This is a genomic window from Vibrio tasmaniensis, assembly GCF_024347635.1.
Taxonomy (GTDB): Bacteria; Pseudomonadota; Gammaproteobacteria; order Enterobacterales; family Vibrionaceae; genus Vibrio; species Vibrio tasmaniensis.
In genome coordinates this window covers 2,411,917-2,434,700 of record NZ_AP025510.1, presented here as the reverse complement: position 1 = coordinate 2,434,700, position 22,784 = coordinate 2,411,917, and the positions used below count along the sequence as shown (strand labels likewise).

The window sequence follows — 22,784 nt, the reverse complement described above, 5'->3', positions numbered from 1 at the left end:
ACTTGTTTCCTAGTCACAACTTACTTCTAGCTCTAAATTAGCTTTCTAAGGTGCGAGTTCTGAAACGTGTTCGGTTAATCTTTCTCTTAAGGCTTGTTCTTGTTCTTCAGACAACCTTCCTCCCGCGTCACTGGTCAGAATAAACAAATCTTCTGCACGTTCGCCGATGGTGGTAATTTTAGCGCCGTGCAAATTGATGTCTAACTCAGCAAAGGTTGCGCCGACTTGAGCCAACAACCCCGGTGTATCAAGAGCTCTCAACTCCATCAAGGTGCGCTTCTTGCTCTTAGTTGGTAGGAACTCAACCCGAGTTTTTACCTTGAAATGCTGCAAGTTTCGAGGCGTGCGACGTGTCTTAATCTTAGTTGGACGGCCATCAGCTAGAACATGAGTTAGATGTTTCGCAACGGCTTTGTGTCTTGTTTCATCAATCGCTTCACCGTGCTGATCCAGTACGATAAAGGTATCCAAAACGTGGCCATCTTTACTGACCATGACCTGTGCGTCGTGAACGTTAAAGTTGCGTCTATCGAGCTCGGCAACCACGGTCGCAAAGAGTGCCGCTTGGTCTTTACAGTAAACGAATACCTCTGTGCCGCCACGTGTCGCTTTTTGGCTGATAAGCACTAAAGGTTGGCTCGGATCTTCTAAGCGAAGTAAATGTTCACAGTGCCATGCGATTTGAGAGTGTGTATGACGCAAGAAATAGTCAGCTTTGAAACGCTGCCACAACACCTCAATTTCACGAGCCGTGAAACCTTCTTTACGCAGCAGTGCTGATGCCATTTGTTGATTGTGACGAATACGGTCTCTGACATCGACTGGGTTTTCCAAGCCGCGACGCAGTGCTCGCTGCGTAGAATGGAATAGCTCTGCGAGTAGGGTACGTTTCCAGCTGTTCCATAGCTCAGGGTTGGTTGCACAGATATCGGCTACCGTTAGACAAACCAAAAGCTCAAGTGATTCTTCATCGCGAACTTTCTTGGCGAATTCGGTAATCACATCCGGATCGTAGATATCACGGCGCTGAGCGGTCACTGACATCAACAGGTGGTTTTGTACTAGCCACGCGACTTGTTTGGCTTCAGGCTTCGATAACCCGTGTTCAATACAGAAAGAGTAAGCTTCAACAGCACCAATCTCTGAGTGGTCTCCGCCACGGCCTTTGCCGATATCGTGGAAAATAGCCGCCAGGATCAGGAGTTCTTTCTTCTGTACGCGTGGATAGACTTCACAACAAATCGGGTGCTTATCGTGGTTTTCGATCTGACTAAAGCGGTTGATGTGCTTGAGTAGACGAATACTGTGTTCATCAACGGTGTAAACGTGGAACAGATCAAACTGCATTTGGCCGACAATTTGACTCCACTGTGGCAAATAGGCCGAGAGCACGCCCAATTTATGCATCAAGCTAAAGGCTTTGTGCAGTGCGTTAGGATGGCGAACCAAATCCATGAACTTGTCACGAGCTTCAGGGATGGTATGCAGGAAGCGGTTCAATCGGCGACGTGCCGTACGCAGTTGTCGTAAGGTTGGCGGACTCACCCCTTCGATCGACGAGTCATTCGCGATATGGATAAACATATCGAGAATCGTTTCTGGTCGCGCTTGGAATAGGGCAGGCTTACGCGCTTCGATCAATGAACCACGACGTTGGAAGTCACTGTCGAGAATCTCAGCTTCTTGTGTTTGACCACCGTTAATGATTGCTTGGTCAAACAACTTAAGCAGCATCTTATTGAGCTCAGCTACACGACGAAGTGTTCGGTAGAACTCTTTCATCATCATCTCGACACCACGATTGCCTTCACCGGTATAACCAAGGTGTTCTGCCACTTGAGCTTGGTGTGCAAAGGTAAGTCGGTTGTCATAACGGCGCAGCTCTATGTGCAGTGCAAAGCGAACTCGCCATAAGAAATCTTGGCACTCCACGAGTTCACGATATTCAGCATCGGTAAGAAAGCCATACTTGCTCATTTCTAACAAAGAAGTCGCACCGAAGTGACGACGTGCTACCCAACTTAGGGTGTGGATGTCTCTGAGCCCGCCTGGAGTTGATTTGATATCCGGTTCTAGATTATATGTCGTGTCGTGATAACGAGCATGACGCTCTTTCTGTTCTTGAATCTTCGCCTTATAGAAGGTCTCACTTGGCCAAAATGAATCGGAATGAATCTTTAGTTTTAACTCTTGAAAGGTGTCTTCACTTCCGCATAGTAAACGTGACTCTTGCAAGTTGGTCGCAACGGTTAAGTCATCAATGCCAATCTCAAGACACTCGGCAATGGTACGAACTGCGTGGCCGACCTCTAACTTCAAATCCCACAGTAGGGTGATGAATTGACTGACTTTCTCACCTAGTGCTGGTGGCAGAGTTTTTTGCGAGACGATGAGAATATCAATATCGGATAAAGGGTGTAGTTCACCACGGCCATAGCCGCCTACAGCGACCAGTGCGATATGCGGCAGTTTGCTAAATCCAAAATGATCCCATAAACGATTGAGAAGCAAATCCATGTATTCGGAGCGCAACAGAACCAAATCGGTAACTGGATGATGATTTAGAAATTCACTCTTTTGATACTGCGTGAAGATTTCGAGTTGATTTTTTAATTCGCAGATTTCAAGTTGTTCGTCATTGAACGTAATAGGGCATTGATAAGGCATAGTCTGCTATCCGTGCAAGCAAGTGAGAATAGTAAACAATTTAACAGAAGCTGATGCAAAATCGAAATTGAGCGGATAAAAAAATATCCTCGACAATGCGAGGATATTTTTAAAAGTCTGAGGTGCTCAGTTTGTTGAACTAAGCGTTCTTCATGATACGTGGAATCGTATCATCGCTGCGTAGTGTTAGAACTTCACAACCTGTCTCAGTTACAACCAGTGTGTGCTCCCACTGTGCAGAGTTTTTGCTGTCTGCTGTGTACACTGTCCAGCTATCTTCGTCATCAAGACGGCAGCCAAACTTACCTGCATTGATCATTGGCTCGATTGTGAAACACATGCCTGCTTTTAGTACTGTGCGATCGCTGTTTTTGTAGTGAACGACTTGTGGATCTTCGTGGAACTCAGAACCAATGCCGTGACCACAGTAATCTTTAACAATAGAGAACTTAGCGCGTGGGTTATTCTTGTTGTTTGTCTTGATGTACTTCTCGATAGCAGTACCAACTTGGCCAAGTTGAACACCTGGTTTAACTTGGCGCATGCCTTCGTAAAGTGCTTCTTGAGCAACCATGCATAGACGTTTGTTTGCTGGTGAAACTTCACCCACAAGGAACATCTTAGAGGTGTCACCGTGGTAACCTTGAGGACGAGTGCTTAGGTCTGCATTTTTATCATCAGGAACAATTACCGTGATATCAACGTTTAGAATATCGCCATCTTTCAATACTGCAGGTTTGAATTGACCTGTGCTACCAGTTTCATCTTGTGATGCTGGAATACCGTGGCACACAATGTGGTTGATAGACGTACAGATAGACTTAGGGAAACCGTGGTAATCAAGTGGTGCTGAATATGCGCCTCTCTCTAGAGCGTACTCGTGACAGATTTTGTTCAGTTCTTCTGTCGTTGTACCTACTTGGATGTGAGGTTCAATCATCTCTAGAATTTCAGAAGCCAGCTTGCCGGCAACGCGCATTTTTTCAATTTCTTCAGCAGTTTTAATTTTTACAGCCATTGCATATCTCTTAATTTGGTAGCACCTAAGTGTGCATATTGGGGCTATTCTATCAGTGCAGCATTTTAGCGCAACATTCCCATGTCCGCACAATGTTGGTGGATACTGCTCAGTCTGAGTAGATAATGTTCGGTTTAATGACGCAGACGCGATTTGAATAGGACACTATTTTATAGAGAAAATTCACCGCTAGGGATCAGTATAGCAGTCGCCATTTTTAGATTTTTTTCTAGCCATAGATAGACAAAATATGGTATAAAGCGCGCCGGACATCAGGACTGTTTTCTCCAATTGGCGAAACAAGCTTTGTGTCCACTAACTTATTTCTTTAAATCACACACATTCCGACACATGTTCCGGGGTGCCTCAACAACACAGATAACGGCTGAAAAGTGGTTAGTTGTTAGGGGTCGGATTCATGGGGGATGTGGAGGCCTAACCCCATAGAGGATTTTAAAATGGCAACTGTATCAATGCGCGATATGCTTAAAGCTGGTGTTCACTTCGGTCACCAAACTCGTTACTGGAACCCAAAAATGAAGCCATTCATCTTTGGTGCTCGTAACAAAGTACATATCATCAACCTAGAAAAAACTGTACCAATGTTCAACGACGCTCTAGCTGAAATCGCTAAAGTTGGCGAGAAGAAAGGTAAAGTTCTTTTTGTTGGTACTAAGCGCGCTGCATCTGAAGCTGTTAAAGAAGCTGCTATCAACAGCAACCAGTTCTACGTTAACAACCGCTGGTTAGGCGGTATGCTAACGAACTACAAAACTGTTCGTCAGTCTATCAAGCGTCTGAAAGAACTTGAAGCGCAAGCTCAAGACGGTACTTTCGACAAGCTTACTAAGAAAGAAGCTCTAATGCGCACTCGTGAAATGGAGAAGCTAGAGAAGTCTCTTGGTGGTATCAAGAACATGGGCGGCCTTCCAGACGCTCTATTCGTTATCGATGCTGATCACGAACACATCGCAGTTAAAGAAGCAAACAACCTAGGTATCCCAGTTTACGCTGTAGTTGATACTAACTCTAACCCAGACGGTGTTGACTTCGTTATCCCTGGTAACGATGATGCAATCCGTGCAGTACAGCTTTACCTAAACGCTGCTGCAGACGCGGTTAAAGAAGGTCGTAACAAAGATGTTGCTGCTGTAGCTGCTGAAAAAGACGGTTTTGTAGAAGCTGAATAATAGCGGCTCTGAGCCATATTTAGTTCATATTAAGCGGTCATAATCGATGGCTTAAGAACTGAATACAGTCAATATCAGGGGCCAATTAATTAGGCCCCTGTTTTTTATCTTTTTTAGAATTTACTGAGGAATAGAGAATGGCAACTGTAACTGCAGCTCTAGTTAAAGAACTTCGTGAACGCACAGCTGCGGGCATGATGGAATGTAAAAAAGCGCTTGTTGCTGCTGAAGGCGACATCGAGCTAGCAATTGAAAACATGCGTAAATCTGGCGCAGCGAAAGCAGCTAAAAAAGCTGGTAACGTTGCTGCTGAAGGCGCAATCATCATTAAAGAAGAAGCTGGCGTTGCTGCTCTTCTTGAAGTGAACTGCCAAACTGATTTCGTAGCTAAAGATGCAGGTTTCCTTGCATTCGCTAACGAAGTTGCTGAAGTTGCTCTAGCTGAACGTCTAGACATCGTTGCACTTCAAGCTAAGTTTGAAGACGCTCGTATCGCTCTAGTAACTAAGATCGGTGAGAACATCAGCATCCGTCGCGTTGAGCTTGTTGAAGGTGTTGCACTAGCTTCTTACCGTCACGGCGAGAAAATCGGTGTTGTTGTTGCTGGTGAAGGCGAAGCTGAAACGCTTAAGCACATCGCTATGCACGTTGCTGCTTCTAAGCCTGAGTACGTTAACCCATCTGACGTACCTGCTGACGTAGTAGAAAAAGAAAAAGCTGTTCAAGTTGAAATCGCTATGAACGAAGGCAAACCACAAGAGATCGCTGAGAAAATGGTTATCGGCCGTATGAAGAAATTCACGGGCGAAGTATCTCTTACTGGTCAAGCTTTCATCATGGAACCTAAGAAAACTGTTGCTGACATTCTTAAAGAGAAAGGCGCATCAGTTACTACCTTCGTTCGTTTAGAAGTTGGTGAAGGTATCGAGAAAGCAGCTGAAATGAGCTTCGCAGACGAAGTTGCAGCGGTACAAAAAGGTTAATCCTTAGCGTATTGTTTGAAAAGAGACCGTGGCAAATGCTGCGGTCTTTTTATGAATAATGAATTATTTCCGACTTTTAGCTGTTATGAATGCAAACTGAGCTCTTCAGTTTTTATCCATGACTGTTAATCATCAACTCTTTGGAAGGTAAGCTCCATGACTACGAACCCTAAACCAGCGTATCAACGTATTCTGTTAAAACTTAGCGGTGAAGCGCTACAAGGCGAAGAAGGTTTTGGTATTGACCCAACGATCCTTGATCGTATGGCTCAAGAAGTAAAAGAATTAGTTGAACTAGGCGTTCAAGTTGGTGTTGTTATCGGTGGTGGTAACCTATTCCGTGGCGCAGGCCTAGCAGAAGCGGGTATGAACCGTGTTGTTGGTGACCACATGGGTATGCTTGCAACGGTAATGAACGGCCTTGCAATGCGTGACGCTCTACACCGTGCTTACGTAAATGCACGTGTAATGTCAGCAATTCCTCTTAAAGGTGTGTGTGACGACTACAACTGGGCAGACGCAATCAGCCAACTACGTCAAGGTCGTGTTGTGATCTTCTCTGCTGGTACGGGTAACCCATTCTTTACTACAGACTCTGCTGCATGTTTACGCGGTATCGAAATCGAAGCTGACGTAGTTCTAAAAGCAACAAAAGTAGATGGTGTATTTACTGCTGACCCAGTAGCAAACCCAGACGCAGAGTTGTATGATACGTTGTCTTACAACACAATTCTTGAGAAAGAATTGAAAGTAATGGACTTGGCTGCATTTACGCTAGCACGTGACCACAAAATGCCAATCCGTGTATTTAACATGAATAAACCAGGCGCACTACGTCGCGTGGTTATGGGTGAAACTGAAGGTACATTAATCAGCGACGCTGACTAATTTTTCGGGCTTACTGAAGTATAGTGCTTCGGTAAGCTTATCCTTATCACTCCAAATAAAAAGCTTTCTTGAAGAAAGAACATAATCAAGGTGAAATTGTGATTAACGAAATCAAAAAAGACGCTCAAGAGCGCATGGTAAAAAGTGTTGATGCACTAAAAAACAGCCTACAAAAAATCCGTACAGGCCGTGCTCACCCGAGCCTACTTTCTGGTCTTACCGTTGAGTACTACGGTGCACCAACGCCTTTGACTCAAGTAGCTAACGTTATTGCTGAAGACGCACGTACACTAGCAATTACAGTGTTTGATAAAACACTGACTCCTCTTGTTGAAAAAGCAATCATGACTTCTGACCTAGGCTTAAACCCTATGTCTGCAGGTACGGTTATTCGCGTTCCACTTCCACCGCTAACGGAAGAGCGTCGTAAAGACCTAGTTAAAATCGTTCGTGGCGAAGCTGAAGGTGGCCGTGTTGCTATCCGTAACATCCGTCGTGACGCGAATGGCGATCTAAAAGCGCTTCTTAAAGACAAAGAAATTTCAGAAGACGAAGATCGTAAAGCACAAGACGAAATTCAAAAGCTAACTGACGCTGCGGTTAAGAACGTAGACGAAGTTCTAGCAGTTAAAGAAAAAGAGTTGATGGAAGTTTAATTTTCCATATTCTTTTCTTTCAGGAAAAACGCTGTACTCACGGTGCAGCGTTTTTTTATGCTATTCTGTTCGACTATTAGAATTTGATTCACTCTTTTATGCATAATTCTCAAGCGTTCACAGACTCTCTTCCTAAGCATATTGCTATCATTATGGATGGCAATGGTCGCTGGGCAAAAGCTCAAGGTAAGCCTCGTGTCTTTGGCCATAAAAATGGCGTTCAAGCCGTTCGAAAAACCATATCTTCAGCTGCCAGACTTGGCATTAAAGCCGTAACTCTTTTTGCTTTTAGTAGCGAAAATTGGCGTCGTCCTGAAGAAGAAGTGGGTCTCTTGATGGAGCTGTTTATTTCAGTGCTGTCGAGTGAAGTAAAAAAGCTTCATAAAAATAATCTACAACTTCGTGTTATTGGTGATAAAAGTCGTTTTAATGCGCGACTACAAAAGAAAATAGAAGAAGCGGAAGCTTTGACTAGCACCAATACGGGTATGGTTATTAATATTGCGGCTAACTACGGCGGTAAGTGGGATATCCAGCAAGCGATGACTTCGATTGCTCAACAGGTTAAGTCTGGCGATATTAATGTAGAAGACATTGATGAAGCTATGATTACACAGCACCTGACTATGTCAGATATTCCAGAAGTCGATCTACTTATCCGCACCAGTGGCGAGTGCCGCATTAGTAACTTTATGCTTTGGCAATTGGCTTACGCCGAAATGTATTTCACTGAACAATTCTGGCCAGACTTTAATGAAGACAGCTTAGTAGAAGCTGTGACTTGGTTTGTAAACCGCGAGCGTCGTTTTGGATGCACAGGTGAGCAAATTAAAGCTCTGATGGACAGTTAATAAGGATTTTTTTGGTTTGAAACAACGAATTATTACGGCGTTGATTTTAGCTCCCCTAGTTATTCTAGGTATTTTCGAGTTATCACTTCCCACATTTATTCTTTCACTAGCGGTAATCTCGCTACTGGGCTTTTGGGAGTGGACTCAGTTTGTTGAAAGCAAATCGCGTTATTTAGCCTTGATTCCAACAGTTGTGGTAAGTGCTGCGAGTTTTGCTTTTATCCCTTTTGATGCATTTAGCCTTAACAACTTATCGAGTGTTCACTACGCCATTCTAACGATTGGTTCGATTTGGTGGGTAATCGCAAGTGGTATGGCAGTGACTTATCCCAAGTCTATGCCTGCATGGAAAGACTCATCCATTCTTCGTCACGCATTTGGCGTGCTGACTCTGCTACCCTTCTTCTGGAGTGTGGTTATCCTGCGTGCTAACGGTATCGATGTTGATCCTTACCACGGCGCAAAATTGGTGATGTTCGTTTGCTTGCTTGTTTGGGCAGCAGACAGTGGAGCTTATTTTTCAGGAAAGAGCTTTGGCAAGCGCAAGATGGCCCCTGCGGTGAGTCCTAATAAAACGATTGAAGGTCTTATTGGTGGCATCATTACAGCAGTGATCGTGGCCTGGATCTTTGCTGACTTGTTTGATATCCAATTCACAAGTCCTCTTCAAATGATTGTTATCACTCTGGTGACCGTCGTTATTTCTGTTCTTGGTGATCTTGTTGAAAGCATGTTTAAACGTGTTTCTGGGGTCAAAGACAGCAGTAATCTGATTCCTGGTCATGGTGGTATACTTGATAGAATAGATAGCTTAACGGCTGCATTCCCTGTCTTTGCTCTGCTTTATTTAGCATTCTAATAAAAAAGGGCAGTGATTCTGCCCTTTATTACATTTCTACGGTCATATGTGATGCGAAATCTAACTATCCTTGGCGCTACCGGCTCAATTGGTGCAAGTACACTAAAAGTCGTTGAACAAAACCCAGATCTCTATTCGGTCGTAGCAATGGCTGCTGGCTCGAATGTTGAAAAGATGCTGGCGTTAGTTGAAAAGTGGCAACCAAGCTATGTTGCTATGGCTTGCCCTGATGCAGCATCTAAGCTGACTGAAGTGTTGTCTGCAAATTACCCAAACATCAAAGTTCTTTCTGGTTCTGAAGGCATGTGTCAGGTCGCTTCTCTAGATGAAGTGGACACGGTAATGGCTGCGATTGTGGGAGCGGCAGGTTTGCTTCCTACAATGGCTGCGGTTAAGGCTGGTAAGCGTATTTTACTTGCTAATAAAGAAGCCTTGGTGATGTCTGGACAGTTGTTTATCGACGCCGTGGAAAAGTACGGTGCTGAACTGCTTCCTGTCGACAGTGAGCACAATGCTATCTTTCAATGCTTACCTCAGAATGTGCAAACCAAGCTAGGCCGTTGTGATTTAGAAGAGAACGGTATCAACCATATTCTTTTGACCGGCTCTGGTGGTCCTTTTCGCTATACGGATGTTGCAGAGTTAGATTCGGTAACACCGGTTCGCGCTATTGCACACCCAAACTGGTCAATGGGCCCTAAGATCTCTGTCGACTCAGCAACTATGATGAATAAAGGCTTAGAGTACATTGAGGCTAAGTGGCTATTTAATGCCTCTCAAGAGCAGTTGAAAGTGATTATTCATCCTCAGTCTGTGATTCATTCTATGGTTCAGTACAAGGATGGCTCGGTACTGGCTCAAATGGGCGAGCCCGATATGGCGACCCCAATCGCATTGACGATGTCTTACCCAGAACGTACGGAAGCGGGGGTTAAGCCTCTGGATTTCACCAAAGTGGGCGAGCTTACCTTCTTAGAGCCCGATTTAACTCGTTACCCATGTTTGAGATTAGCCATTGAGGCGTGTTATTTGGGTCAGCATGCAACAACCGCAATTAATGCGGCAAACGAAATTGCAGTCGATGCTTTCTTGAACAATCAAGTGAAGTTTACCGATATTGCTATCATTAACGAGCATGTTATGAGCAAAGTATGTGAACAACATAACTCTGAGGGCTTAGATAGCTTGGAAAGCCTTCTCGAGCTCGATAATATGTCTCGTCAAATAGCCATTCAATTTATAAAAGAGCAGCTAGCATGAGTGGAATTCTGTGGAACTTCGCATCCTTTATTGTAGCGCTTGGTATTCTGGTCGCTGTTCATGAATTTGGACACTTCTGGGTTGCTCGTCGCTGCGGTGTGAAAGTAGAAAAATTCTCGATTGGTTTTGGTAAGTCGATCTGGAGTAAAGTTGGCCGTGATGGAACGGAATACAGCTTGTCAGTCATTCCATTGGGCGGCTACGTTAAGATGCTTGATGGTCGTGTTGATGACCTTTCAGAAGACGAACAGCAATACGCTTTTGATAAGAAACCGTTGTGGAAACGAACGGCGATTGTGGGAGCCGGTCCAGCATTCAATTTTATATTTGCCGTGTTCGCATATTGGCTGGTTTTTTTGATTGGTGTTCCTGCGGTTAAGCCTGTGATTGGAGAGGTAACGCCTCAATCTATCGTGGCACAAGCCGGAATTGAAAGTGGAATGGAACTTAAATCTATTTCAGGAATCAAAACCGCAGATTGGGAATCAGTAAACTTGGGTTTGATATCACATATTGGTGATGAGTCCATGACAGTAACGGTTTCTTCTCAAGACGACATCGGCTTTGAACAACAGATAATATTGGATATTTCTGATTGGTCGTTCAACCCAGAAACTGAGTCAGCAATGACAACGCTTGGTTTTAGACCGTATTCTCCAGAAATATCGACAGTACTCGCTCAAGTTATTGATGACGGTGCCGCATATTCTGCAGGGCTAGAGGCTGGCGACAAAATTGTTGAAGTTAATGGTCAGCCTATTGAGCAGTGGAAGTCGGTAGTCGAGTTAATTCGCGCAAACCCGATGACGTCATTAGACCTTGTTGTGTTGAGAAATGGTGCTGAGCAGTCATTGATTATGACGCCAAAAAGCCGAGAGCTTTCTGATGGTTCTACAATTGGCTATGCGGGTATTGCTCCCGAAGTCGCAGAATGGCCAGAAGATTATCGCTTTGAGTTACAATTTGGTGTAATTGAGTCTGTAGGAAAAGCATTTGATAAAACAGGTCAAATCATAGGTTTGACGCTGACAATGCTTAAGAAGCTCATCGTTGGTGATGTTGGCTTAAATAACTTGAGTGGCCCAATTTCAATTGCTAAAGGCGCAGGGGCAACCGCCGATTACGGTTTGGTTTACTTCCTAGGTTTTTTGGCTCTGATTAGTGTTAACTTGGGGATTATTAATTTGGTTCCGCTGCCTATGCTTGATGGCGGACATTTGCTCTTTTTCGCTATTGAGGCCGTTACTCGTAAACCTGTACCTGAAAAAGTTCAAGAAATGGGATACAGAGTAGGAGGCGCAATCCTCTTCTCTTTGATGGCTCTGGCAATATTTAATGATTTTACTCGTCTGTGAATGGTTTCTCACAGGCATTGGTAGTAGCAAGGAATAATTAGAATAAGTATGGCGATTAAGCAAATTCTGTTCGCAAGTCTATTGGCCACTAGTGTGGCTGCGAACGGAGCACAAAACTTTGTAGTTCAAGATATCAAGATCGAAGGTTTACAGCGTGTTGCACTTGGTGCAGCTCTACTGAAAATGCCAGTACGTATTGGCGATGAAGTGGATGACGGCGATGTATCTGAGATCATTCGTGCACTGTATGCTTCAGGCAACTTTGAGGACGTTAAAGTCCTTCGCGATGATGATGTTTTAGTTGTTCAAGTCAAAGAACGACCGACCATCGCAAGCATCTCATTCTCAGGTAACAAGGCGATCAAAGAAGAACAACTTCAGCAGAACCTAGATGCATCTGGTGTTCGTGAAGGTGAAGCCCTTGACCGCACTACGCTGAGTAACATAGAGAAAGGCCTTGAAGATTTTTACTACAGTGTTGGTAAGTACAACGCGACAGTAAAAGCGGTTGTAACGCCTTTGCCTCGTAATCGTTCTGACCTTAAGTTTGTATTTACTGAAGGTGTGTCCGCTAAGATTCAGCAAATTAACTTTATCGGTAATGAAGTTTTCTCTGACGCTGATCTACTGAGTCGTTTCAACTTAAACGTTGATGTTGCATGGTGGAATTTCCTTGCGGATGAAAAATACCAGAAGCAAGTGTTAGCGGGTGATATCGAAGCTCTGAAGTCTTACTACCTTGACCGTGGTTACCTTAAGTTTAAGGTAGATTCGACTCAGGTTGCGATCTCTCCTGATAAGAAAGGTGTCTACATCACGTTGGGCCTTGATGAAGGCGAAGCTTACACCGTTAAGGATGTCGCTTTCCGTGGTGAGCTTATCGGCCGCGAGGCTGACTTCGAAGCGTTAGTGCCATTCGAAGATGGCGATATATATAACGGCTCTTCTGTAACGTCTTTAGAAGAGAGCGTAAAACGAATTCTAGGCGAATCTGGCTATGCGTACCCACAAGTTCGTACGATTCCTGAATTTGACGATGAGACCAAAGAAGTGTCGTTGGTTATCAATGTAGAAGCGGGCAGCCGTATCTACGTTCGTGATATTCGATTCACGGGTAACAACTCAACGAAAGATGAAGTACTGCGTCGTGAAATGCGTCAGATGGAAGGCAGCTGGCTGAACTCCAAGTCGATTGATACAGGTAAGAGCCGTCTTAACCGTTTAGGCTTTTTTGAAACGGTTGATGTGCAAACGGTACGTGTTCCTGGCAGTGAAGACCAAGTGGATCTGGTTTACAACGTTAAGGAAGCGAACTCGGGTAGCGTCAACTTCGGTGTTGGCTACGGTACTGAATCGGGTGTCAGCTTCCAGGTTGGTTTACAGCAAGATAACTTTGCAGGTTCTGGTAACCGTGTTGGCGTAAGCGCCATGATGAACGATTACCAAAAGAATGTGAGCTTAGACTACCGCGACCCATACTGGAACCTTGATGGCGTGAGTATGGGCGGCAAAATCTTCTACAACGAATTTGAAGCCTCTGAAGCGGGTATTGTCGATTATACCAACCAAAGTTATGGTACGAGCTTAACATGGGGTTTCCCTATGGATGAGCTGAACCGTCTCGAGTTTGGTTTTGGTTATACGCATAACAAGATCGGTAACGTTCCTACCTATATTCAAGTTGAACAGTTTGCGAGAAGTATTGACCAATACGGTGACGAACACATCTTAACCGATGACTTCGATATCAATATCTCTTGGACGCGCAACAACCTTAACCGTGGCTTCTTCCCTACTGAAGGTAACCACCAACGTGCTTTCGCGAAAATGACAGTACCCGGTTCGGATGCTAAATACTTCAAAGCGCAATACGATGTAAAACATTACATTCCGTTGACTAAAAAGCATGAGTTCACACTATTGATGCGTGGTCGATTAGGCTATGGTAACGGTTATGGCCAAACGGATGGTAATGATAACTTGTTCCCATTCTACGAAAACTACTACGCGGGTGGTTTTACAACACTACGTGGTTTTGGTTCTAACTCAGCGGGTCCAAAAGCTGTTTACGGAAATAGCACGGGCAACAACCCTACGTACAATTCTGCAACCGATGATTCGGTTGGTGGTAATGCGGTTGCTTTGGCTAGCGTAGAGTTAATCGTACCAACACCGTTTGCTTCTGATGAAGCTCGCAGTCAGATTCGAACTAGTGTGTTCTTCGATATGGCAAGTGTATGGGATACCGAATTCGTAGACCGTGGCGCACCGAATAGCGGTCAACAGTACTACTACGATTACTCTGACCCAACAAATTACCGTTCATCTTATGGTGCCGCTCTTCAGTGGATGTCACCGATGGGACCATTGGTTTTCTCTCTAGCGAAACCAATTAAAATCTACGAAGGCGATGACGAAGAATTCTTCACATTCACCATTGGTAGAACTTTCTAATCTTTAAAGGACAATATTTTGAAAAATATGATTAAAGCAGCAGGTTTAGGCCTTGTAGTTCTTAGCTCTTCTTTCTTTGCAACAGCGGCTGAAGCTGCGCAAAAAGTGGGCTATGTAAATACTGCACAAGTATTCCAGGCTCTACCTCAGCGTGAAGTTGTTCTTCAAAAAATGCAGGAAGAGTTCAAAGATAAAGCTGCTGAGCTTCAAAGTATCCAAGCGGAAGCTAAGACTAAGATTGAAAAGCTTAAGCGTGATGGTGAGCTATTAGGGCCTGATGAAGTAGAGAAACTTCGTATTGAAGTCGGCCAACTAGACAGCAAATACAAAATCAAAGCTCAAGCACTAGAAAAAGCAAGCCAACGTCGTGAAGCACAAGAGAAGCAGAAGCTATTCAAAGTAATTCAAGATGCTGTAACTAAAGTTGCAGAGAAAGAAGGCTACGACATGATCGTTGATATTCAAGCTCTGCAGTACGGCAAGCCAGAATACAACATCTCTGAAAAAGTAATTAAATCACTGAAATAAGTTTTATGAAGAATCTGACCTTAGCCGAATTGGCAACGATTACCGGTGGAGAGCTACACGGAGACGGTACAGTTACCGTTTCAGCAGTCGCTCCTATGGATAAAGCGCAAGAAGGAAATATTACGTTCCTTTCTAACGTGAAGTACAGCAAGCACCTTGGTGACTGTAAAGCATCCGCTATTATGGTTAAAGAGAGCGAGCGAGAACTGTGTAAGACCAACGTTATTGTGGTCAGCGACCCTTATGTTGCTTTTGCTAAGGTTGCTCAAGCGCTTGATATTACGCCAGCACCAGCTGCGGCTATTGCTGATTCTGCTTCAATCTCTGGTGATGCAACCATTGGACAAAATGTGTCTATTGGTGCCAATGCTGTGATTGAAACTGGCGTAGTACTTGGTGATGATGTTGTTATCGGTGCTGGTTGTTTTATTGGTAAAAATGCAAAAATTGGCGCAGGTACTAAGCTTTGGGCTAACGTAAGTGTTTACCATGAAGTGGTGATTGGCGAAGCATGTTTGATTCAATCTAGTACAGTGATTGGATCCGATGGTTTTGGTTATGCGAATGAGAAAGGCGAGTGGGTTAAGATCCCGCAAGTCGGTTCAGTTCGTGTTGGTAACCGCGTAGAAATCGGCGCGTGTACTACCGTTGACCGTGGCGCATTAGATGACACTATTATTGAAGATAACGTTATCTTAGATAACCAACTTCAGATAGCTCATAATGTTCACATCGGATATGGTTCTGCTATTGCAGGTGGTACTATCATCGCCGGCAGCACAACGATAGGTAAGTACTGTATTATTGGTGGCGGTTGTGTGATTAATGGTCATATAGAAATCGTTGACGGCGTTACAATCACCGGTATGGGGATGGTAATGCGTAGTATCACCGAAAAAGGCATGTACTCTTCAGGTATTCCTTTGCAGCCAAATAAAGATTGGCGTAAAACAGCAACGCGAGTTCATCGTATTGATGAAATGAACAAGCGTTTGAAAACCGTTGAAAAACTTATCGAGAACAGCGCGGAATCATAATTCCAGCATTTCTAATAAAAGGCTCGCGTACAGCGAGTCTTTTTCGTTTATAATCCTTCTCATTAAATAAAGAATATACATAGGAATACGACTTTGACTACTGAACAGACAACGATGAACATTACTGAAATTCAGGAACTATTACCTCATCGCTACCCATTCTTAATGGTTGATCGTGTGACTAGCTTTGAAAAAGAAAAAACACTGACTGCGATTAAGAATGTTTCTGTTAACGAACCTCAGTTCACAGGCCACTTCCCACAACTTCCTGTATTCCCAGGCGTGTTGATCTTAGAAGCAATGGCGCAAGCAACAGGTCTTCTAGCATTTAAATCTTTTGGTGCTCCTTCTGGTAATGAGCTTTACTACTTTGCTAGCGTAGATAAAGCGAAGTTCCGTAAGCCAGTAGTGCCAGGTGACCAATTGGTTATCGAAGTTGAGTTCTTAAAAGAACGTCGTGGCATTGCATCGTTCAACGGTGTAGCGAAAGTTGACGGCGTAGTTGTATGTTCAGCTGAACTTAAATGTGCTCGTAGAGAGTTTTAATATGATTCATGAAACAGCGAAAATTCACCCGGCAGCAGTAATCGAAGGTGATGTAACTATCGGTGCTAACGTGACGGTTGGTCCTTTCACTTACATTGCTGGTAACGTGACAATTGGTGACGACACTGAAGTGATGTCGCATGTTGTGATCAAAGGTCACACAACCATTGGTAAAGAAAACCGAATCTTCCCACACGCAGTGATTGGAGAAGAAAACCAAGATAAGAAATACGGTGGTGAAGACACGACTGTTGTGATCGGTGACCGTAATGTGATTCGTGAAGCAGTTCAGATCCACCGTGGTACAACTCAAGACAAAGCAACCACAGTGATTGGTGACGACAACTTACTTTGTGTAAATGCTCACGTAGCGCATGATGTAATCGTTGGAAACCACACTCACATTGGTAACAACGCTATCCTTGGCGGTCACGTGACGGTTGGCGATTATGCTGGTGTTATGGCGCTTTCTGCTATTCACCCATTTTGTTCAATTGGTGCTTACGCTTACATTGGCGGCTGTTCTGCGGTTGTTCAAGATGTACTGCCGTACGTGCTTGCACAGGGTAATCATGCCGCTCCATTCGGCCTCAACCTAGTGGGCTTGAAGCGTAACGGATTTGAGAAACCAGAAATTCGAGCATTACAGAAAGCGTACAAAGAGTTATACCGTTCAGGCAAAACACTTGAAGAAGCGAAAGCCGCTTTAGTTGAAATGGCGAAAGAGTTTGCTTCGGTAACTCCTATGTTAGAAATGCTAGAGAGCTCTGAGCGCGGTATTATTCGTTAATACTTGATGTGGTTATGTACCAATCAACACGAGTATGACAATAATTACTTTATTAGATTGGTATAACAAAAAGATCGCTACTCGTTAGGCGATCTTTTTTGTTTTAGGCAAGAAGGGAATTGGAAAACTATGGCACAGCAAGAAGCAGCAACCAATAGCTCGGACTTTGTTTCGAATGAACCTCTACGCGTAGGTATCGTTGTCGGAGAACTCTCTGGTGACACGCTTGGCGAAGGCTTTATCAAGGCCATTAAACGACAGTACCCGAATGCTGAATTCGTGGGTATTGGCGGACCAAAAATGAAGGCGTTGGGTTGTGAGTCTCTTTTTGAGATGGAAGAGCTTGCCGTAATGGGACTTGTAGAAGTGCTTGGCCGTTTACCTCGCTTGCTAAAAGTGAAAGCGGGACTGGTTAAATATTTCACTCAAAACCCGCCAGATGTTTTTGTGGGTATTGATGCGCCTGACTTCAACCTAAGACTTGAATTGGATCTTAAGAACGCGGGCATTAAGACTGTTCATTATGTCAGCCCTTCAGTATGGGCATGGCGTCCGAAGCGTATCTTTAAAATCGATAAAGCAACCGACTTGGTACTGGCTTTCTTACCATTCGAAAAGGCGTTCTACGACAAATACAATGTTGCCTGTGAATTTGTTGGTCATACCTTGGCCGACGCTATCCCTCTAGACCCAAATAAGCAGGAAGCTCGCGATCTTTTAGGTTTAGAACAAGATAAACAGTGGCTAGCGGTATTGCCGGGTAGCCGTGGTGGTGAGATGAGTTTGATTGCTCAACCATTTATCGAAACGTGCCAGCGCATTAAGCAGAAATACCCTGATATCAATTTTGTCGTTGCGCTGGTTAATGAACAGCGTAAGAAACAGTTTACCGAGATCTGGCAATCGACTGCGCCTGAACTTGAATTTACTTTGGTGGAAGATACAGCTACTAACGTGATTACCGCTGCTGATTCAGTTTTGTTAGCTTCTGGTACTGTTGCTCTCGAATGTATGTTGCTTAAGCGCCCGATGGTTGTAGGCTACAAGGTCAACAAGCTCACCGGTTATATCGTGAAGAAATTGTCGATTACCGAATTCGTTTCGTTACCGAATATCCTAGCGGGTGAAGAAATCGTAAAAGAACACATTCTTGAAGAGTGTCACCCAGATTACCTTTTCCCATCAGTCGATAAAATGCTCTCAGCGGACAATACAGCGTTGATCGAACGCTTTACTGAAATGCATCACTGGATCCGTAAAGGCGCAGATAAACAAGCAGCTAACGCGGTATTGAAACTGATTAATCGACCATTTGTTGAGTCATAAAGCGTTTTTACTAGGTAATGGTTTACTACTTAATGGCTTGCTAAGTAATTGTTTATTAGTTACTTGTTTTAAAGGTTACAAAGAGAATTGTCATGGCTGTAAAAGAGAAAAAAGAACTTCCTCCTTTTGAGTATCCTCAAGGCTACCAGTTATTTGCCGGTGTTGATGAAGTGGGGCGTGGGCCGTTGGTTGGTGATGTTGTTACCGCTGCGGTTATCCTCGATCCTAATAACCCAATCGAAGGCTTGAACGATTCAAAAAAACTGTCTGAGAAAAAGCGCCTTGCTCTGCTTCCTGAAATAAAAGAGAAAGCCTTGGCATGGTCTGTGGGTCGTTGTTCCCCACAAGAAATTGATGAGTTGAATATCTTACAAGCGACTATGGTCGCGATGCAGCGTGCAATTGCCGGGCTGAGTGTTCAACCTGATATGGCGCTAATAGATGGAAACCGTGTTCCTGAACTACCGATGGCCGGTCTGGCGATTGTGAAAGGGGATTTGCGAGTGGCTGAAATCAGTGCAGCGTCTATCATCGCTAAAGTGGTTCGTGACCAAGAGATGGAAGAACTTGATAAGATCCATCCCGAATTTGGTTTCGCTAAACATAAAGGTTACCCGACCAAAGCGCATTTTGAAGCGATTGAAAAACATGGCGTAACCGAGCATTACCGTAAAAGCTTTAAGCCAGTAAAACGTATTCTTGGCATAGATTAGAGCGAATTGAATAAGCTCTATATAGATTAGAGCTTTACGTAAACTAGAGCTTAGCATCGAATAAAGTTGCTTAGTGACGCTAGAAAAAAATAGAATACACACAGTTGTAATCCTAGGCTTAAACCTAGAACTCAGGAAAAATAATGTCAGATCCAAAATTTGTTCACCTACGCGTACACAGTGACTTTTCGATGGTGGATGGTCTATCCAAGGTGCCACCATTAGTTAAAAAAGTCGCTGAAATGGGTATGCCTGCTCTAGCATTGACCGACTTTACCAACCTGTGCGGTTTGGTGAAATTCTACGGTACTGCCCATGGGTGTGGGGTTAAACCAATTATTGGTGCTGACTTCTTGGTGCAGTCTCCTGATTTTGGCGATGAATTGACCAAACTCACGGTTATTGCAACAAGTAATAAAGGCTACAACAACCTAACGTTATTAATTTCAAAAGCTTATCTTCGTGGCCATGTGCAGCATCAGCCTGTTATTGATAAAGAGTGGCTGATTGAACATGCGGAAGGCCTGATTCTTTTATCGGGTGCAAAAGAGGGTGAGATTGGTAAAGCGTTGCTGAAAGGCAATCGAGAGTTGGTTGCAAGTTGCGTTGAGTTTTACAAAACACATTTCGCAGACCGTTTTTATCTGGAGCTCATTCGAACTGGACGTACGGACGAAGAGTCTTATCTGCACTTTGCGCTGGAATTAGCCGAGCAAGAAGACCTGCCAGTTGTTGCGACCAACGAAGTGGTGTTCATTTCTGAAGACTTGTTTGACGCTCATGAAATCCGTGTGGCGATTCATGATGGCTTCACTATGGTCGATCCACGTCGACCGAAAAACTACAGCCCACAACAATATCTGCGTAGTGAAGAAGAGATGTGTGAGTTGTTCTCAGATATCCCTGAAGCATTAGAGAACAGTGTTGAGATCGCCAAGCGTTGTAACGTGACTGTACGTTTAGGGGAGTACTTCTTACCTAACTTCCCAACGGAAGGTTTAGCGATTGAAGACTTCCTGATCAAAAAATCAGAAGAAGGTCTTGAGCGACGTTTAGCATTTCTGTTTCCAGATGAAAAAGTCAGAGCTGAACGCAGGCCTGAATACGATGAGCGACTTAAAATCGAGCTAGAAGTAGTTAATAACATGGGTTTCCCAGGTTACTTCTTGATCGTAATGGAGTTCATCCAGTGGTCAAAAGATAACGATGTACCAGTAGGCCCAGGTCGTGGTTCTGGTGCTGGTTCTTTGGTGGCTTACGCGCTTGATATCACCGATCTTGATCCACTTGAATATGACTTGCTGTTCGAACGTTTCTTGAACCCAGAACGTGTATCGATGCCCGATTTCGATATCGATTTCTGTATGGATAAACGTGACCAAGTTATTGACCACGTAGCTGAAATGTACGGCCGTGATGCCGTTTCTCAGATCATCACCTTCGGTACTATGGCGGCAAAAGCGGTAATCCGTGACGTTGGCCGTGTATTAGGCCACCCATTTGGCTTTGTTGACCGAATTTCTAAGCTGGTTCCGCCTGATCCGGGCATGACGCTAGAGAAAGCATTCCTAGCTGAGCCCGCCTTGCCAGAGCTCTACGACGGCGATGAAGAAGTACGCGAGCTGATAGATAAGTGTCGCATCTTAGAAGGCTGTACGCGAAACGCAGGTAAGCACGCGGGTGGTGTTGTAATCTCACCGACCACGATCACTGATTTTGCGCCTATCTATGCCGATGCGGAAGGTAACTTCCCAGTAACGCAGTTCGATAAGAATGACGTTGAAACCGCCGGTTTGGTTAAGTTTGACTTCTTGGGTCTACGTACCCTGACCATCATCGATTGGGCGCTAGGCCTCGTAAACCCACGCTTGAAGAAAGAGGGTAAAGAGCCGGTTCGTATTGAATCGATTCCTCTGGATGACCAAGCGTCATTTAACCTATTACAAAATTCTGAAACGACGGCGGTATTCCAACTGGAATCACGCGGTATGAAAGATCTGATCAAGCGTCTGCAACCCGACTCTTTTGAAGATATCATCGCATTGGTAGCTTTGTTCCGTCCGGGCCCTCTGCAATCAGGCATGGTAGATAACTTTATCGACCGTAAACACGGCCGAGAAGCGGTATCTTACCCTGATGAAACGTGGCAACACGAATCGCTTAAAGAGACGCTTGAACCTACGTACGGCATCATCCTGTATCAAGAACAGGTAATGCAAATCGCACAGATCCTTGCGGGCTATACGCTCGGCGGAGCAGATATGTTGCGTCGTGCAATGGGTAAGAAAAAGCCAGAAGAGATGGCAAAACAGCGTGGTACCTTCAAAGAAGGTGCCGAAGCCAATGGTGTTGATGGCGAACTGTCCATGAAGATCTTTGACTTGGTAGAGAAGTTTGCGGGCTACGGCTTCAACAAATCTCACTCTGCAGCATACGCACTGGTTTCTTATCAAACGCTGTGGCTTAAAACCCACTACCCAGCGGAATTTATGGCGGCAGTAATGACCGCAGATATGGATAACACCGAAAAGGTTATTGGCCTTGTTGATGAGTGTTTCCGTATGAAGCTCAAGCTCCTTCCACCCGATATTAATTCCGGCTTATACCGCTTTAATGTCGATGAAGATGGCGCAATAGTTTATGGCATTGGTGCGATTAAAGGGGTGGGTGAAGGCCCTATTGAAGCCATCATTGAAGCGCGAAATAAAGGCGGTTACTTTAAAGATTTATTCGACTTCTGTGCTCGTCTTGATCTGAAGAAGGTCAACAAACGTGTTATCGAAAAGTTGATTCTATCCGGAGCCTTAGATAGATTAGGTCCTCACCGAGCGGCAATGATGGCATCTTTGAAAGATGCGGTTAAGGCAGCAAGCCAACATCACCATGCTGAGTCGTTTGGTCAATCTGATATGTTTGGTGTGTTGACCGACGCTCCGGAAGAGGTTGAACACAAGTATACTCAAGTGCCTAAATGGCCGGAAAAGGTTTGGCTTGAAGGTGAACGCGAAACGCTTGGTTTGTATTTAACGGGTCACCCGGTGAATGCTTACATTAAAGAACTTGCGAAATACACCAGCTGTCGTTTGAAAGATGCCACGCCAACGCGTCGTGACCAGTCATTAACGATTGCAGGCTTGGTGATTGCGGCTAGGGTGATGACCACGAAGCGCGGTACACGAATCGGTTTGATGACACTTGACGACCGATCGGGCCGAATGGAAGTGATGTTGTTCTCAGATGCGCTCGATCGCTACGCAGAATTGCTCGAAAAAGACAAAATTGTGGTTGTTTCTGGACAGGTCAGCTTTGATGATTTCAATGGTGGGCTTAAAATGTCCGCGCGCGAGGTCATGGACTTAGGAAGCGCTCGTGAGAAATATGCTCGTGGGGTGTCGATATCTATCGAGCAATCCCAAATTAACGGTCAATTTTTTGAACGCTTTGGTCAAATCTTAGAACCTTATAGAGCCGGAACGGTCCCAGTCAATGTATACTACCAACGTGCCGACGCTAGAGCGCGGTTAACATTGGGCACAGAATGGCGTGTGACGCCAAGTGATACATTACTAGACGAATTAAAACAGCTGCTTGGAAATAGCCAAGTAGAACTCGAATTTAACTAAAATTTAGCTCCGTAACTGCGGTGCTGAATCAACAAGGATT

Annotated in this window: 18 protein-coding genes; 16 read left to right on the top strand and 2 right to left on the bottom strand. The window is 44.4% G+C overall.

Features of this window, described 5'->3' with window-relative positions:
• Positions 1-45 precede the first annotated feature (45 nt).
• Entirely contained in the window at positions 46-2,667 is a 2,622-nt protein-coding gene (glnD, locus tag OCV44_RS10925) for a bifunctional uridylyltransferase/uridylyl-removing protein GlnD (protein ID WP_139684073.1), read from the bottom strand.
• A gap of 139 nt (positions 2,668-2,806) precedes the next feature.
• Complete coding sequence (map, locus tag OCV44_RS10920; protein WP_139684072.1) at positions 2,807-3,685, bottom strand: type I methionyl aminopeptidase; 879 nt, start codon at positions 3,683-3,685, stop codon at positions 2,807-2,809.
• A 458-nt stretch (positions 3,686-4,143) separates the two neighbouring features.
• Here map and rpsB point away from each other — a divergent pair, with 458 nt between their 5' ends.
• From rpsB to dnaE, 16 genes are all read left to right on the top strand, one after another.
• Complete coding sequence (rpsB, locus tag OCV44_RS10915; RefSeq protein WP_009847420.1) at positions 4,144-4,875, top strand: 30S ribosomal protein S2; 732 nt, start codon at positions 4,144-4,146, stop codon at positions 4,873-4,875.
• 137 nt (positions 4,876-5,012) lie between these two features.
• Positions 5,013-5,858: a translation elongation factor Ts gene (tsf, locus tag OCV44_RS10910; RefSeq protein WP_009847419.1), complete on the top strand. Its 846-nt coding sequence runs from the start codon at positions 5,013-5,015 to the stop codon at positions 5,856-5,858.
• A gap of 156 nt (positions 5,859-6,014) precedes the next feature.
• Positions 6,015-6,746 (top strand): UMP kinase, encoded by a 732-nt coding sequence (pyrH, locus tag OCV44_RS10905; protein ID WP_009847418.1) that lies wholly within the window; start codon positions 6,015-6,017, stop codon positions 6,744-6,746.
• Positions 6,747-6,844: 98 nt separating this feature from the next.
• A complete protein-coding gene (gene frr / locus OCV44_RS10900; protein WP_009847417.1) occupies positions 6,845-7,402 on the top strand; it encodes a ribosome recycling factor in 558 nt (185 codons plus the stop codon).
• A 98-nt stretch (positions 7,403-7,500) separates the two neighbouring features.
• Entirely contained in the window at positions 7,501-8,253 is a 753-nt protein-coding gene (locus OCV44_RS10895) for an isoprenyl transferase (RefSeq protein ID WP_139684071.1), read from the top strand.
• Between the two features lie 16 nt (positions 8,254-8,269).
• Complete coding sequence (locus tag OCV44_RS10890) at positions 8,270-9,112, top strand: phosphatidate cytidylyltransferase (protein ID WP_139684070.1); 843 nt, start codon at positions 8,270-8,272, stop codon at positions 9,110-9,112.
• A 51-nt stretch (positions 9,113-9,163) separates the two neighbouring features.
• Positions 9,164-10,372, top strand: coding sequence for a 1-deoxy-D-xylulose-5-phosphate reductoisomerase (gene ispC / locus OCV44_RS10885; protein ID WP_139684069.1), 1,209 nt, complete (start codon positions 9,164-9,166; stop codon positions 10,370-10,372).
• A complete protein-coding gene (rseP, locus tag OCV44_RS10880) occupies positions 10,369-11,727 on the top strand; it encodes a sigma E protease regulator RseP (protein ID WP_139684068.1) in 1,359 nt (452 codons plus the stop codon). Before ispC ends, rseP begins: the two co-directional genes overlap by 4 nt.
• 48 nt (positions 11,728-11,775) lie before the next feature.
• The gene (bamA, locus tag OCV44_RS10875) at positions 11,776-14,181 is read left to right on the top strand and encodes an outer membrane protein assembly factor BamA (protein WP_139684067.1); all 2,406 of its coding nucleotides are present in this window, start codon (positions 11,776-11,778) and stop codon (positions 14,179-14,181) included.
• Between the two features lie 27 nt (positions 14,182-14,208).
• Positions 14,209-14,709 (top strand): OmpH family outer membrane protein, encoded by a 501-nt coding sequence (locus OCV44_RS10870; protein WP_009847410.1) that lies wholly within the window; start codon positions 14,209-14,211, stop codon positions 14,707-14,709.
• Between the two features lie 5 nt (positions 14,710-14,714).
• Positions 14,715-15,746 carry a UDP-3-O-(3-hydroxymyristoyl)glucosamine N-acyltransferase gene (gene lpxD / locus OCV44_RS10865; RefSeq protein ID WP_139684066.1) on the top strand — a complete coding sequence of 344 codons (1,032 nt, stop codon included), beginning with the start codon at positions 14,715-14,717 and terminating at the stop codon, positions 15,744-15,746.
• Between the two features lie 93 nt (positions 15,747-15,839).
• Positions 15,840-16,292: a 3-hydroxyacyl-ACP dehydratase FabZ gene (gene fabZ, locus OCV44_RS10860; RefSeq protein WP_009847408.1), complete on the top strand. Its 453-nt coding sequence runs from the start codon at positions 15,840-15,842 to the stop codon at positions 16,290-16,292.
• 1 nt (position 16,293) lies between these two features.
• Entirely contained in the window at positions 16,294-17,082 is a 789-nt protein-coding gene (lpxA, locus tag OCV44_RS10855) for an acyl-ACP--UDP-N-acetylglucosamine O-acyltransferase (protein ID WP_139684065.1), read from the top strand.
• 129 nt (positions 17,083-17,211) lie between these two features.
• A complete protein-coding gene (lpxB, locus tag OCV44_RS10850) occupies positions 17,212-18,408 on the top strand; it encodes a lipid-A-disaccharide synthase (RefSeq protein ID WP_139684064.1) in 1,197 nt (398 codons plus the stop codon).
• Positions 18,409-18,500: 92 nt separating this feature from the next.
• Positions 18,501-19,121, top strand: a complete 621-nt coding sequence (rnhB, locus tag OCV44_RS10845) for a ribonuclease HII (protein WP_139684063.1) — start codon at positions 18,501-18,503, stop codon at positions 19,119-19,121.
• A gap of 143 nt (positions 19,122-19,264) precedes the next feature.
• Positions 19,265-22,744 (top strand): DNA polymerase III subunit alpha, encoded by a 3,480-nt coding sequence (gene dnaE, locus OCV44_RS10840; RefSeq protein WP_139684062.1) that lies wholly within the window; start codon positions 19,265-19,267, stop codon positions 22,742-22,744.
• Positions 22,745-22,784 lie beyond the last annotated feature (40 nt).

Coding starts and splice junctions, on each gene's coding strand:
- glnD (WP_139684073.1), bottom strand. CDS start 2,667: ATGCCTTATCAATGCCCTATTACGTTCAATGACGAACAACTTGAAATC.
- map (WP_139684072.1), bottom strand. CDS start 3,685: ATGGCTGTAAAAATTAAAACTGCTGAAGAAATTGAAAAAATGCGCGTT.
- rpsB (WP_009847420.1), top strand. CDS start 4,144: ATGGCAACTGTATCAATGCGCGATATGCTTAAAGCTGGTGTTCACTTC.
- tsf (WP_009847419.1), top strand. CDS start 5,013: ATGGCAACTGTAACTGCAGCTCTAGTTAAAGAACTTCGTGAACGCACA.
- pyrH (WP_009847418.1), top strand. CDS start 6,015: ATGACTACGAACCCTAAACCAGCGTATCAACGTATTCTGTTAAAACTT.
- OCV44_RS10895 (WP_139684071.1), top strand. CDS start 7,501: ATGCATAATTCTCAAGCGTTCACAGACTCTCTTCCTAAGCATATTGCT.
- ispC (WP_139684069.1), top strand. CDS start 9,164: ATGCGAAATCTAACTATCCTTGGCGCTACCGGCTCAATTGGTGCAAGT.
- rseP (WP_139684068.1), top strand. CDS start 10,369: ATGAGTGGAATTCTGTGGAACTTCGCATCCTTTATTGTAGCGCTTGGT.
- bamA (WP_139684067.1), top strand. CDS start 11,776: ATGGCGATTAAGCAAATTCTGTTCGCAAGTCTATTGGCCACTAGTGTG.
- OCV44_RS10870 (WP_009847410.1), top strand. CDS start 14,209: ATGATTAAAGCAGCAGGTTTAGGCCTTGTAGTTCTTAGCTCTTCTTTC.
- lpxD (WP_139684066.1), top strand. CDS start 14,715: ATGAAGAATCTGACCTTAGCCGAATTGGCAACGATTACCGGTGGAGAG.
- lpxA (WP_139684065.1), top strand. CDS start 16,294: ATGATTCATGAAACAGCGAAAATTCACCCGGCAGCAGTAATCGAAGGT.
- lpxB (WP_139684064.1), top strand. CDS start 17,212: ATGGCACAGCAAGAAGCAGCAACCAATAGCTCGGACTTTGTTTCGAAT.
- rnhB (WP_139684063.1), top strand. CDS start 18,501: ATGGCTGTAAAAGAGAAAAAAGAACTTCCTCCTTTTGAGTATCCTCAA.
- dnaE (WP_139684062.1), top strand. CDS start 19,265: ATGTCAGATCCAAAATTTGTTCACCTACGCGTACACAGTGACTTTTCG.